This window comes from Caballeronia temeraria, from assembly GCF_001544795.2.
GTDB lineage: Bacteria > Pseudomonadota > Gammaproteobacteria > Burkholderiales > Burkholderiaceae > Caballeronia > Caballeronia temeraria.
In genome coordinates, this window is the sequence record NZ_FCOI02000003.1 from 441,033 (window position 1) to 455,027 (window position 13,995).

The 13,995-nt window shown below is 65.1% G+C and carries 9 protein-coding genes; 7 read left to right on the forward strand and 2 right to left on the reverse strand.

Features of this window, described 5'->3' with window-relative positions; all coding sequences use genetic code 11:
* The first annotated feature begins 3 nt into the window (after window positions 1-3).
* The 7 genes from cyoB to AWB76_RS06945 all read left to right on the forward strand — a co-directional run bounded on the left by cyoB (window position 4) and on the right by AWB76_RS06945 (window position 6,549).
* A complete protein-coding gene (gene cyoB / locus AWB76_RS06915; RefSeq protein WP_061159366.1) occupies window positions 4-2,013 on the forward strand; it encodes a cytochrome o ubiquinol oxidase subunit I in 2,010 nt (669 codons plus the stop codon).
* Entirely contained in the window at window positions 2,013-2,621 is a 609-nt protein-coding gene (cyoC, locus tag AWB76_RS06920; protein ID WP_061159367.1) for a cytochrome o ubiquinol oxidase subunit III, read from the forward strand. Before cyoB ends, cyoC begins: the two co-directional genes overlap by 1 nt.
* Complete coding sequence (gene cyoD, locus AWB76_RS06925; protein WP_061159368.1) at window positions 2,621-2,953, forward strand: cytochrome o ubiquinol oxidase subunit IV; 333 nt, start codon at window positions 2,621-2,623, stop codon at window positions 2,951-2,953. The genes cyoC and cyoD overlap by 1 nt, the downstream gene beginning before the upstream one ends.
* Before the next feature lie 181 nt (window positions 2,954-3,134).
* Entirely contained in the window at window positions 3,135-3,662 is a 528-nt protein-coding gene (locus AWB76_RS06930) for a 2,4'-dihydroxyacetophenone dioxygenase family protein (protein WP_061159369.1), read from the forward strand.
* 55 nt (window positions 3,663-3,717) lie between these two features.
* Window positions 3,718-5,019 carry an MFS transporter gene (locus tag AWB76_RS06935; protein WP_061159370.1) on the forward strand — a complete coding sequence of 434 codons (1,302 nt, stop codon included), beginning with the start codon at window positions 3,718-3,720 and terminating at the stop codon, window positions 5,017-5,019.
* Window positions 5,020-5,030: 11 nt separating this feature from the next.
* Window positions 5,031-5,741, forward strand: coding sequence for an SDR family NAD(P)-dependent oxidoreductase (locus AWB76_RS06940; RefSeq protein ID WP_061159447.1), 711 nt, complete (start codon window positions 5,031-5,033; stop codon window positions 5,739-5,741).
* 10 nt (window positions 5,742-5,751) lie between these two features.
* Window positions 5,752-6,549: an IclR family transcriptional regulator gene (locus AWB76_RS06945; RefSeq protein WP_061159371.1), complete on the forward strand. Its 798-nt coding sequence runs from the start codon at window positions 5,752-5,754 to the stop codon at window positions 6,547-6,549.
* A 10-nt stretch (window positions 6,550-6,559) separates the two neighbouring features.
* Here the strand turns inward: AWB76_RS06945 and AWB76_RS06950 are convergent, their stop codons facing one another.
* Together AWB76_RS06950 and AWB76_RS06955 are read right to left on the reverse strand one after the other, a co-directional pair.
* Window positions 6,560-10,561, reverse strand: coding sequence for an autotransporter outer membrane beta-barrel domain-containing protein (locus AWB76_RS06950; protein WP_244173252.1), 4,002 nt, complete (start codon window positions 10,559-10,561; stop codon window positions 6,560-6,562).
* Window positions 10,455-13,868 carry a beta strand repeat-containing protein gene (locus tag AWB76_RS06955; RefSeq protein ID WP_061159372.1) on the reverse strand — a complete coding sequence of 1,138 codons (3,414 nt, stop codon included), beginning with the start codon at window positions 13,866-13,868 and terminating at the stop codon, window positions 10,455-10,457. The genes AWB76_RS06950 and AWB76_RS06955 overlap by 107 nt, the downstream gene beginning before the upstream one ends.
* Window positions 13,869-13,995: the final 127 nt, after the last annotated feature.

The following is a 13,995-nucleotide window of genomic DNA, read 5'->3' on the forward strand; positions in this document are numbered from 1 at the left end:
GCCATGTTCGGCAAACTAACGCTTGAGGCGATCCCGTATCACGAGCCAATCATCATGGGGGCGACCGTCTTCATGGCGATCCTCGCGCTCGGTACGGTCGGCCTTATCACCAAACTCGGCAAGTGGGGCTGGCTCTGGCGCGAGTATCTGACTTCGGTCGATCACAAGCGCATCGGCGTCATGTATCTCATCGTCGCCGGGCTGATGCTCGTGCGCGGCTTCGCCGACGCGGTCATGATGCGGGCGCAGCAGGCCATCGCGCTCGATTCGCCCGGCTATCTGCCGCCGCATCACTTCGACCAGATTTTCTCGGCACACGGCACCATCATGATTTTCTTCATGGCCATGGCGCTGCTGGTCGCGTTCTTCAACCTCGTCGTGCCCCTGCAGATCGGCGCGCGTGACGTGGCGTTCCCGTTCATCAACTCGCTGTCGTTCTGGATGACGGCCGTGGCCGCCATCCTGATCAACCTGTCGCTCTTCATCGGCGAGTTCTCGTCGACGGGCTGGCTCGCGTATCCGCCGCTCTCCGAGACGCAGTTCAATCCGGGCGTCGGCGTCGATTACTACATCTGGGCGTTGCAGTTGTCCGGCGTCGGCACGCTGCTGACCGGCGTGAACTTCTTCGTGACGATCGTGAAGATGCGCGCACCCGGCATGACCTGGATGAAGATGCCGGTCTTCACGTGGACGGCGTTCTGCTCGAACGTGCTGATCATGGCGACGTTCCCGATCCTGACCGTGGCGCTCGCGCTGCTGGCGCTGGACCGCTACTTCGGCATGCACTTCTTCACGAACGACGGCGGCGGCAACCCGATGGTCTACCTGAACCTGATCTGGGCCTGGGGTCACCCCGAGGTCTACATCCTGGTTCTGCCCGCGTTCGGCATCTATTCGGAAGTCGTTTCGACGTTCTCGAAGAAGCCGCTCTTCGGCTACAAGACGATGGTCTGGGCGACGTGCTGCATCATGGTGCTGTCGTTCCTCGTGTGGCTGCACCACTTCTTCACGATGGGTTCGGGCGCGAACGTCAATGCCTTCTTCGGCATTATGACGATGATCATTTCCATCCCGACCGGCGTGAAGATCTTCAACTGGCTCTTCACGATGTACCGTGGCCGCGTGACCTTCACCACGCCGGTGCTGTGGACGGTCGGCTTCATCATCACCTTCACGCTCGGCGGCATGACCGGCGTCATGATGGCGATTCCGGGCGCGGACTTCGTGCTGCACAACAGCCTGTTCCTGATCGCGCACTTCCATAACGCGATCATCGGCGGCGTGGTGTTCGGCTACTTCGCGGGCGTGCAGTACTGGTGGCCGAAGGTGTTCGGCTTCAAGCTCGACGAAAAGCTCGGCCGCAACGCGTTCATCTGCTGGTTCGTAGGCTTCTTCGTAGCCTTCGTGCCGATCTACATCCTCGGCTTCATGGGCGCGACGCGCCGCCTGAATCACTACGACAATCCGGCATGGCAGCCGTTCTTCATCGTGGCCGCTGTCGGCGTGGGCATCATCGCGCTGGGCGTGGTGTTCCAGGTCCTGCAGATCGTCGTCAGTGTCATTCGCCGCAATCAGCCTGCCTATCGCGACGTCACCGGCGATCCGTGGGATGCCCGCACGCTCGAGTGGACGATCAGCTCGCCGCCGCCGGTCTATAACTTCGCGAATACTCCGGCTGTGCGCGAACTCGACGATTTCGCCGATGCCAAGGAACACGGCCGCATCGATACGCGTCCGTACCGCGACATCCACATGCCGTCGAATACGAGCGCGGGTCTGGTGATCGGCGTGTTCGCGCTGGCCTTCGGTTTTGCCGCCGTCTGGCACATCGTGTGGCTGGCAGTCCTGGGCCTGGCCGGTGTCCTCGCGACGGCGATCGGCTACAGCTTCCGCGAGAACGCGGGCTTCATCATCCCGGCCGCGACCGTGAAGTCGACCGAAGAGCGCAATCGTCCGCCGAAGGCGCCTGCGAAGACCGAGACGGCTCGCGAACTCGAACTGGAGGCAATGTAATGTCGCAATCGACACTCTCCGCGCAACCTGCGCACGGCCATGAGCACGAGCACCAGTCGCATTCGGTGTTCGGCTTCTGGGCCTACCTGATGACCGACTGCGTGCTGTTCGCGTCCTTGTTCGCGACCTTCGCGATGTTCGCGATGCAGACCGTAGGCGGCCCGACGGGCAAGGATCTGTTCAAGCTGGCCGACGTCGGATACGAAACGGCGCTGCTCCTTACGAGCAGCCTGACCTTCGGTCTCGCGATGATCTCGGCGACGCGCCGCAAGTCGGGCGCCGTGCTCGCGTGGCTCTTCGTCACGTTCCTGCTCGGCGCGGGCTTCCTGTGCCTGGAAATGCGCGAGTTCTCGCATCTGATCGCCGAAGGCGCGGGTCCGCAGCGCAGCGCGTTCTGGTCGGCGTTCTTCACGCTGGTCGGCACGCACGGCTTGCACGTGACCATCGGCATGATCTGGCTGGTCGTGCTCGCGGTGCAGATCCTGCGCAATCCGCAGATGAGCGAGCGCGATCTGCGCCGCCTCGCCTGCCTGAGCCTCTTCTGGCACTTCCTCGATATCGTCTGGATTTGCGTGTTTTCTTTCGTCTATCTTGGGAGCATGGTCTGATGGCACATACGCATTCCGAATCAAGCGACTTCCCGCACGTCACCGTGGGCGGTTATCTCATCGGCTTCGCGCTGGCTGTCGTGCTGACCGTGGCGTCGTTCTGGGCCGCGACCTCGGGCGCGTTCACGGGCGAAAGCGCGATCGTCGCGCTGGCCGTGCTGGCCGCCGTGCAGGTAATCGTGCATGTGGTGTTCTTCCTGCACGTTAACGCGTCGAAGGGACAGCGCTGGCATGCCATGTCGTTTGCTTACACCATTCTCATGTCGCTGGTGATCATCGTCGGCACGGTGTGGGTCATGCATAACGTCCACATGCTGATGATGGCGCGGTAACACGCTCCACTTCATCGAGTGATCCAAGGCGGGCCTGCGGGCCCGCTTTTTTTCGTCCGTCGAAACCGCGAATCCTGCACGAATTCATCAGCCGGTGAAGAATCTTGACAATTCGCACAACGAGGCACACCATCTGTCCATAATCTGATTTTATAATCCACAATATGGACAAGGAGACACGATGAGCGCGCCAAAGCCCGCGGCGGACGCCATGACGCCGTATCAACTGCCCTTCCCCAAAGAAGCCCAGAAAGAGATCGTCGTGCCGAGTGCCATTCCCGCCGACGAACGCGAATGGGTGCCGCAAGCCGAAAACGTCTGGTTCCGCCCGCTGTGCCTGAACGTATCGACCGGTTATTGGATGAATCTCCTGCGCGTGCGCAAATCCGGCGTGCTGTCGCGCCACCGTCATCCGCAGGCGGTGCACGGCATGGTGCTCAAAGGCCGCTGGCGCTATCTCGAACATGACTGGGAAGCGACCGAAGGCAGCTACGTTTTCGAGCCGCCAGGCGAAACCCACACGCTCTATGTGCCGGAAGACGTCGAAGAGATGATCACGTATTTCCAGGTGAACGGCGTGATGTTCTATTGCGATCCGTACGGCAACTACACCGGTTACGAAGACGTCTTCACCAAAGTCGACATGTGCCGCAAGCATTACGAATCCGTCGGTCTCGGCGTGGATTTCGTCGATCAGTTCATTCGCTAGCATCAGCCCAAACCCAACCTCTAACAGACTCAAAAGAGCATTCGGAGGAGACACCATGCTGGAAAAATCACCGCGCCTGAAGCGCATTCAGTGGATCGCGCTCACGTTCCTGACCCTCGCGGGCATCGTGAACTATCTCGATCGAAGCACGCTCTCGATCGCCAATCACTCCGTCACGCAGGAACTCGGCCTCTCCGCCTCGCAGATGGGCCTGTTGCTCTCCGCGTTCTCGTTCGCGTATGCGTTCTCGCAGTTGCCCATCGGCGTAATGCTCGATCGCTTCGGCGCGCGCATCATGCTTGGCCTCGGCATGTTCGTGTGGTCGGTCGCGCAGCTCTTCGGCGGGCTCGTCACGAACCTGCATCAGTTCCTCGCGGCGCGCATCGCGCTCGGCATCGGCGAGGCGCCGCAGTTTCCGGCGGGCGCGAAAGTCGTATCGGAATGGTTCGCGCAACGCGAACGCGGCAAGCCGACAGGCATCTTCGTCACCTCGTCGACGATCGGACCCGCGCTCGCACCGCCGATTCTCACCGTCCTGCTGCTCTCCTTCGGCTGGCGCAACATGTTCGTCATCATGGGTGTGCTCGGCATTGCGGTGTCGATCGGCTGGTACATCGTCTATCGCAACCGGAAGGACGTGAAGCTCGAGTCGCAGGAACTCGCGCATCTGACCGAAGGCGAACCGGCGCAGCGCGCGGAACGCAACATGACGTTCGCGGAATGGCGCGGCCTGTTCGGCAAGGCGACAACGTGGGGCATGATTTTCGGCTTCATGGGCGTGATCTACATGGTGTGGCTGTATCTCACGTGGCTGCCCGCGTATCTCGAACACGAACGCCATCTGACGATCGCGAAGACCGGCTGGGTCGTGACCATTCCGTATCTCGCGGGCACGCTCGGCATGCTGTCGTCGGGCTTTATCGCCGATGGCCTCATGGCGCGCGGCGTCGCACCGATCCGCAGCCGCAAGTGGCCGATCTGCTCGGGGCTCATCGGCGCTGCGCTGTTCACCGTGCCGGCCGCGTTCACGCCGAATCTGACGCTCGCGATCGCGTTTCTGTCGGCCGCGATGTTCTTCGTCAACATGGCGAGCGGCGCGGCCTGGGCGCTCGTTTCCGTCGCCGCGCCGCGCCACATGGTCGCGTCGCTCGGCAGTATCCAGAACTTCGGCGGCTACTTCGGCGGCTCGTTCGCGCCGTTCATCACCGGCCTCGTCGTCGACAAGACGCATTCGTTCGTGAACGCCTTTCTGATCAGCGCAGGCGTCGCGTTCGCGGCGGCGCTCGTGTACATGTTCGTCGTGCGCTCGCCGATCGAAGATGCCGGGCATCAGGCCGAACCCGTTCCCGCCGTATGAATTCCACCGATATGACTTTTCAAGCTGACCTCTTCAAGGGCAAGACCGTCGTCGTGACCGGCGGCACGCAAGGCATCGGCGCGGGCATCGCGCAGCAGTTCGCGGCGCTCGGCGCGAGCGTGATCGCGGCGGGCCTGTCGCCGGGCGATATGCAAGGCATCGAAACCATCGAACTCGATGTCGCCGATGCCCGCAGCACCGCCGCGCTCTTCGCCAAGCTCGATTCGCTCGATGTGCTCGTCAACTGCGCGGGCGTGATCCGCCGCGGCGACGAGCACGACATCGAAACGTTCGAGCGCGTGATCGCCGTGAACCTCAACGGCACGATGCGCATGTGCTCGGCCGCGCGGCCGTTGCTCGCGAGCAGCAAAGGGTCGATCGTCAACACGGCGTCGATGCTGACGTTCTTCGGCGGCGGGCTCGTGCCCGCGTATAGCGCGAGCAAGGGTGGCGTCGCGCAACTGACGAAGTCGCTCGCGATCGCCTACGCCGCCGACGGCATCCGCGTGAATGCGGTCGCGCCCGGCTGGATTGCGACGCCGCTGACGCAGGCGCTTCAGGACGACGGCGGCCGCTCGCAAGCGATCCTCGAACGCACGCCGATGAAGCGCTGGGGCTTGCCGGAAGACGTCGCGCGCGTGACGGCGTTTCTCGCGTCGCCGGCGGCGTCGTTCATGACGGGCGCGATCGTGCCGGTCGACGGCGGCTATCTCGTGGCATGATGCCCGCATCATGCCTTCAGACATCGCTTCCCTCGACGCCGCCAAAGCCACCGGCACCGCCGCCTTCTCGAAGTTCATGGCGGTGCTGCAACTCATCGCCGATGCCGGCGAGCCGCCGACCATCGCGCGTCTCGCCGCTGCAAGCGGTTATCCGCGTCCGACGGTGTATCGCATCGTCGGGGCGTTGATCGCGGAAGGTCTGGTCGTCGAAAGCGCGCGCGGCGCATGTTATGCGCTCGGTCCGCGTCTGATGTCGCTCGCGAGCCGAAGCTGGGAACGCTCCGATCTGCGCATCGCCGCAACCGATGCATTGCAGACGCTGCGCGACGCGACGCAGGAAACCGTGCACCTCGCCGTGCGCAGCGGCTCGGAGATGGTGTACATCGAGAAGCTCGAAAGCCCGCATGCGGTGCGCATGGCATCGCGCATCGGCACGCGCGTGACGTTGTATTCGAGTTCCGTCGGCAAGGCGTATCTGTCGACGCAATCGCCCGCCGAGCGCGACGCGCTCTTGCAGGGCATCGCGTTCGAGCGCTTCACGCCGAATACGATCATCGAGCGTCCGGCACTCGACGCCGAACTCGACGCAACGCGCGAACGCGGTTACGCGGAAGATCGCGAAGAGAACGAAGCGCAGATCTTCTGCTACGGCTGCGCGATCGTCTGCGCGAACGGCGCGACGCTCGGTTGCGTCAGCGTCAGCATTCCGCTGTTCCGGAAAAGCGCGACGCCGCTCGAAACCTACATCACGCCGCTCACGGACGCGTGCCGCGCGATCGCGGAGCGCATGAGCCCCGGCACGCGCTGACGCAAACGCATCACCAGATATAGCGCGCGCCGAACTGCCCCTGATAGCTGCGATATCCGCCGTTGCCTTGCTGATAGCCGAGGTTGCCCCAGACGCGCCATTGCTTCGAGAACTGCCCCTGCGCGCCGACCTTCACTTCCATGCGGTTGTTCGGACCGTCCTGCGACACGACGACATTGTTGAACGCAACCGAGTTGCCGTTCGTGTCGTGCCACCAGTTCAGTTCGACGAACGGCAGCCAGCCCGGCGCCGCATCCGATCCCGGCGCGTGAAAGAGGCGCACGCCCAGACGTGTCGTGAGGTTGTTGACGGTATCGCTGTGCACGGTGGTGCCGTTCGCTTCGGTGTGGTCGTCGGCGCCATAGTTCGAGTAGATCAGTTGCGCCTGAGGCTCGATCAGCACCGGTCCCGTCGACGTCCGCGCGACCGGAAACGCCCATCCGGCTTCCACCGATCCCGCCACATAGCGGCTTCCGTAGCTTTCGCCGTTCAGCATCGAGCCTTTGACCGTGTTGTCGAAATGCGCGTACTGGAACCATGTATCGACGTAAGGTCCGTCCGGCGCGAAGACATTGCGCCGCCACGTCGCGTACGCGCCCACGCTCGCGCCGTTCACGTTGCCGCGCGCGGTGGCGGCGTTGTTCTGCGCGGTGGCGTCGGTCGTCGTGGAGCCATAGCCCGCCATCACGCCCGCCTGCCAGTGCTGGCCGTTGCCCGCGCGATGCAGCAAGTCGATGCCCGCCTGCACGATCGCCGTATCCGCCGATTCGCCGATGCGCCCGCTCGCCGCATCCGCATCGGTGTGGTCGGCTCGCGTGCGCACCCATGCCGTCGATTCGTTGCCGGTCATGCCGGGCATCGCGTAGGGATCGGCGAATCCGGCGCGATCGTGCAGCGTCATCACGAACATGGCGCGCGCGGCCGCCTGATTGCCGAGATAGCCGCCGGGCTCGGGGCGCAGAACCGGTGACGGCGATGGTGACGGCGACGGCGACGGCGCATTCGTTGCCGATCGCAGATACCAGTCGCCATCGCCGGGTGTGGAGACGCCGCCCTTGAACAGGCTGTACTCGTAGGGACCGGCGACCGCGCGGCCGTTCAGCGTGAAGACGCCGTTCGACGCGCCGTCCACCTGGACGAGCTGAATGCCGTTCGTCGTGGCCGCGCCCGCGCCGCCCGCATTGGCGATGGTGACCGCCGTCTGCCCCACCGTGCTGCCATGCACGACGAGCCGGTCGGTCGCCGAGTTGTCGCCGCCGAGCACGGTGCTCATCGTCATCTGGCCGTTGTTTCCGGTGTAGTCGCCCGCGACGACGAGCGTGCTCGCGGGCGTCGGACTGCTCATCCGGATGGCGCCGTTGTTGACGAGCGCGCCGCCGATCGTGAACTGGCCGGCCGGCCCATTGGCGAAGCCCGGCGCGGCATCCGCGACGGCCAGCACGCCATTGTTGACGACCGCGCCGCCGACGCCGCCATAGCCGCCGAACGTCGCGCCCTGCGCAACCGTCACTTGCGGCGTGTTCGCGAGCCGCGCGCCGTCGGCGAGCACGAGCGCGCCCGCATTCACCGCCGTCGTGCCGCTGTAGGTCTGCGTGTTCGTCAGCGTGAGCGTTCCGCTGCCGGACTGCGCCACGCTTCCCGTCCCGCTGATGACATTCGGATAGCTGAGCGCGTCGCTGCGATTGAAGACGAGCGCGCCGTTATCGACGATATCGCCCGCGACAAGGCCGCTCGCGCCGCCCGCGCCGAGTTGCAGCGTGCCTGCGCTGATCGTCGTCGGGCCGGTGTAGGTGTTGTTGGCGGACAGCGTCAGCGTGTTCGCGCCCGTCTTCGTCAACTGGCCGCTGCCGCTGATGATGCCGTCGAAGGTCGAATCCGCCGTGTTGTTCGCGGTCAGCGCCGCGCCGTTCAGCGTGACGCTGCCGGCGCCCGTGAGGTTGTTGGCTTGCTGATCGAACGCGTTCAGGTCGAACGTCGCGCCCGGCGCCACCGCCAGTTGCGAACTGCCGGCGATCACGTTCGCCGCGCCCGCGCGCAATGTCCCGGCGTTGACGAGCGTCGCGCCGGTGTAGGTGTTCGCCTTCGACAACTGCAACGTTCCCGCGCCCGCTTTCGTGAGCGTCTTGCCGTCCCATTGGGTCGCGGCGTTGGGCGATTCGTCGGCGAGCACGGCGTCCATGTCGAAGGAATCGTCCGCGCCGGTCAGCGTGAAGACGCCGTTTGCGTTCTGCGGTGTCGTGGTGTGCGCGCCGTACCACGTCAGGCCGATCCCGACGACGTAATTCTGCGGCGTGTAGGCCGAAGTCAGCGTCAGATAGTCGACGGGGGTCGTCGTGCCGCCGATGCGCGTGTTCGCGAAGGTTCCGCTCAGGTTGCCGGGTGCAGCGGTGTGGATCTCGGTGAACACGCTCGACGCCAGTTGCGATGCGCTCGCCGTCGCCGATGCGCTGTAGCCCGCCATGTTGAACGTCGCGCCGGGGCGGATCGTCGCCGTGTTCGCGTCGATGACCGGTTGTGCCGTGCCGATGACATTGTTCAGCGTGCCGTTCATGACGAACGCGTTGCCGACCGCGAGCGTGCTCTGACGCGAGAGCGCCGTGGTCGCACCCGCCGCCGTCGCGTAGTTGCCGGTCGTCGTGAAAGCGCCGTTCTGGAGGAAGCGCACCGTGCCGGCATCGACGGAAACGGAACCTTGCGACGAACCCGCTCCGCTCAGGATCGCCACGCCGCCGCCGGTCTTGACGAGCGCGCCCGCGCCGCTGAGCACGTTCGCGAAGCTGCTGTCGTTCGCGAAGTCGAGCCGCAGCAGCGCGCCGTTCGCCACCGGCCCGCTCCCGAGCGACGCGCCGTTCGACGCAACGAGCGCGCCCGCATCGATCGACGTGCCGCCTGCATACGCGTTCGCGCCGTTCAGCGTGAACGTGCCGCTGCCCGTCTTGGTCAGGCTGCCGGCCCCGCGGATCACGCCGTCGAAGTGCGTGTCGATGTTGTCGTTCACCGTCAGCGCCGCGCTGCCCAGCGCGATGTTGCCCGCGCCGTTCAGGTTGTTGACCTGTTGCGCGAAGCTGTTCAGATCGAACGTCGCGCCGCTCGCCACGCTCACATTGCCGCTCGCGGCGATCGCGTTCGCGATGCCCGCTCGCACCGTGCCGGCGTTCACCAGTGTCGCGCCGGTGTACGTGTTCGCGCTCGACAGAATCAGCGTACCCGCGCCGTTTTTCGTGAGCGTCGTGCCGTCCCAGCCGCTGGTGAACGGCCCGGCCTGATTCGCGAGCACGACGTCGGCGTTGAAGGTATCGGCCGCATTGGCAAGCGTGAAGACGCCGTTGCCCTTCGACGGACCCGCGAGCCACGTGAGACCGAAGCCCACGTTGTAGTTCAGGTTGTCGCTGCTTTTCGCGCCGGCAAGCGTCAGATAGTCGACGGGACTCGACGCGCCGCCGAAGCCCACGCTCGCGAAATCGCCGGTAATGCCGCCCGTCGTGTGAATCACGTTGAACTGCGAGCTCGTGAGTGCGCTCGCCGTGTTGGGCGCGCCCGCGCCGAAGCCGCTCACGTTGAGCGCGCCGTTCAGCGTGGCCGTACCGGCGGTGATGACCGGCTGCACGCTGCCGAGCGCGACGGTCAACGCCGCACCCGGCGCCTGCGTGAAATCCGATGCAACGGCGAGCGATGAATCGGCGGCGACGGCCGTCGTCGCGCCGGCATTCGTCACGTAGCTGGCCGCGTCGAACGCACCCGCCTGGTTCAGCGACAGCGTGCCCGCCGCCACGCCGACCGCGCCTTGCGCCGAGCCCGCGCCCGTCAACGTGGCCGCGCCGCTGCCGGTCTTGAGCAACGCGCCCGTGCCGCTCAACACATTCGCGAACGTCGATGGATTCGCGAAATCAAGTTGCAGCGTCGCGTTATTGACGACCGCGCCGGTGCCGAGTGCGTTTCCGTTCGTCGCGGTGAGATTGCCCGCGCTGATCGTCGTGCCGCCGGTATAGGTGTTCGCGCCGCTCAACGTCAACGCGGCGCTGCCGGTTTTGGTCAAGGCTGCCGCTGCCGCTGATCACGCCGCTGAACGTCGACGCGGCGGAATTGTTCGCGGTGAGCGCCGCGCTGCCCAGCGTGACCTTGCCCGCGCCGCTCAGATCGTTGGCCTGTTGCGCGAAGCCGTTCAGGTCGAAGGTCGCGCCCGACGCCACCAACAGTTGCGAACTATCGGCGATCACATTTGCCGCGCCCGCGCGCAACGTGCCCGCATTGACGAGCGTCGCGCCCGAATACGTGTTCGCCTTCGACAATTGCAGCGTGCCCGCGCCCGCTTTTGTCAGCGTCTTGCCGTCCCAGCTCGTCGCGGCGTTGGCGGAGTCGTCGGCGAGAACGGCGTCCATGTCGAAGGAATCGGTGGAATTGACCAGCGTGAAAAGACCGTTGGCGGTCTGCGGCGTCGTGCCGTGCGCCGCGTACCACGTCAAACCCAGCCCGACGACGAAGTCCTGCGGCGTATACGTCGATGTGAGCGTCAGATAATCGACCGTAGGCGACGTCCCGCCGATTCGCACCGTCGAGAACGTGCCGCTCAAACCCGCCGCCGCGGTCGTGTGGATCGCGGTGAATGCGCTGTTCGCGAGTTGCGACGCGCTCGCCGTCGCCGCCGCCGAGTAGCCCGCGATGTTGGCGGTCGCGCCCGCGCCGATCGTCGCCGTGTTCGCCGTGACGGCCGGTCCCGCGTTCGCTGCGCTCATGTTCAGCATGCCGTTCGTCGCGAACGCGCCTCCCACGTTGAGCGTGCTCTGCGCCGAGAGCGTCGTCGCCGCGCCCGCCGCCGTCGTGTAGTTGCCCGTCGTGCTGAACGCACCGCTCTGCCCGAACGTCAGTGCGCCCGCGTTGACGGTTACCGTGGCTTGCGTCGAGCCCACGCCCGTCAATGTAGCCGCGCCGCTTCCGGTCTTGAGCAGCGCGCCGGTGCCGCTCAACACGTTCGCAAGCGTCGATTGACTCGCGAAATCGAGTTGCAGCGCGGCGTTGTCGACGACCGCGCCCGTGCCCAGCGCGTTTCCGCTCGTCGCGATCAGATTGCCCGCGCTGATCGTCGTGCCGCCGGTATACGTATTCGCGCCGCTCAACGTCAACGCGGCGCTGCCGGTTTTGGTGAAGCCGCCGCTGCCGCTGATCGCGCCGCTGAACGTCGTGGCGGCCGACTCGTTCACGGTGAGTGCTGCGCTGCCCAGCGTCACCTTGCCCGCGCCGCTCAGATTGTTGAGTTGTTGCGTGAAGCCGTTCAGGTCGAGCGTCGCGCCGCTCGCCACGCTCACATTGCCGCTCGCGGCGATCGCGTTGGCGATGCCGGTTCGCAACGTGCCGGCGTTCACCAGCGTCGCGCCCGTGTAGCTGTCCGCACTCGAAAAAATCAGCGTGCCCGCGCCGTTCTTCGTAAGCGTCTTGCCGTCCCAGCCGGTCGTGAACGGTCCGGTCTGATTCGCGAGCGCAACGTCGACGTTGAACGTATCCGTCGCATTGGCGAGCGTGAACACGCCGTTGCCCTTCGACGGACCCGCGAGCCACGTCAAACCGAGTCCCACGTTGTAGTTCAGGTTGTCGCTGCTCTTCGCGCCGGCGAGCGTCAGATAATCGACGGCACTCGACGTGCTGCCAAAGCCCACGCTCGTGAAATCGCCGGTGATGCCGCCCGTCGTGTGAATCACGTTGAACTGCGTGCCGGGCAGCGCGCTCGCCGTCGCGGGCGGGGCCGCGCTGAAGCCGCCCACGTTCAGCGTGCCGTTCAACGCCGCCGTGTTCGCGGTGATGATCGGCTGCACGCCGCCGAGCACGACGTTCAGCGTGCCGCCCGACGCCTGCGTGTAGGCGCCGGACACGGTCAGCGACGATCCCGCGCCGATCGCCGTCGTCCCGCCCGCGTTGGTCTCGAAGCTCGCGGCCCGAAACGCGCCCGCCTGATTCAGCGCGAGCGTGCCCGCATTCACCGCGACGTCGTTTTGAATCGAGCCGACGCCCGTCAGCGCGGTAATGCCGCCCGCATGCACGAGATTTCCCGTCCCGACGATGACGCCCGCGAACGTCGACGCATCGCTGCGATTGAACTGAAACACGCCGTTATTGACGACATTGCCGGTCAGCGCGCCCGATCTGCCGCCCGCGCCGAGCTTCAGGATGCCGCCCGTCGCCACGGTCGTGCCGCCGCCGTTTTGCGTGACCGTGCCGCCCAGTTCAAGCGTGCCCGCAACGTTGAGCGCCGCCGGCGACGCGCCGCCGAGCGTCACGTCGCCGTCGAGCGTCCACGAGCTTCCGGCCGCCGACGTCAACGACGCGTATCCGTTTCCCGATGTCGCATCGAAGGCGCCGTCTTCCGTCCCCAGCCCGGTCAGCGTGATGGTGTTGCCCGTTCCGTGACTCGTGATGGCCGGCGTGCTGCCCCCTCCGTTCAACTGCGAACCCGTGCCGAGCGTCACCGTGTTGTTCGCGCCGGCGAGCAGAACCGCCGGTCCGCCCGTGCTCGAAATCGCGCCGCCATTCACGAGCGTGCTGCCCTGCTGAAGCTGCACGCCAGGATCGGTCGTGCCGCTCACGATGACGCCGGAATTGCTGTTGTTGACGATCATCGGGGTTGTCGAAATGCCGAGCACGCCGCCGTGATAGCCGCTGATCAGGCCGTCGTTGTTGACGGTCACGGCTCCCGTGCCGTCCTCGGCTTTGACCGCGGTTCCGTATGTGCCGTCGCCCGTGCCCGACTTGATCGATGCGCCCACATGGTTGTTGACGGTGACCGCGCCGGTCGTCGCGAGATACACGCCGTCCGGCGTCGTGGAGATCGGACCCGCGACCGCATTATTGACCGTGCCGAAATTATCGACGGTCCCGCTCGCGTCGCCGTCATATCCGATGCCGTGACTGATACGCGCGCTGATATCGCCGTAATTGGTCACGTTGCTGTTCGCACCCGTGCCGAGCTCCACGCCATAGGTGTGACCGAGCAAGGCCCCGCCGACGTTGTTGATCAGCTGTCCGTTGACGGCAAAGCGAATCGCCGCTGCCTGATTATCGGTTGAACTGATTATGGTGCCCGCGTTCGTGAACACGACGGGCGCGATGCCCGTGACATCGACGGCATTCTGGAGCGTCGTCGTGATCGTCGTGCCGGCGTTGACCTGATAGGCGGTGTCCGTCGAAACGGTTTGCCCCGTCGTGCTTGAATTCAGAACCACCACCGAGCGAGCCGCCGAGGCGAAGACCATCAGCATGACCGCAGCCAAAGGCCTGAGCGTCGTATTGAACGACGCACGCCGATCCGTACGATTGCGAGGTTCGTTCATTCGGCTGTTTCCACCCTTGTCTGATTGAGCGAAGCGGACAGAGTCATTCTAGAAAGCGCATTTTGAAAAATCACGCTGCAGGCGCATGTTTCATGCATATAGCGATGAAATTCATGCGAGCGCTTTC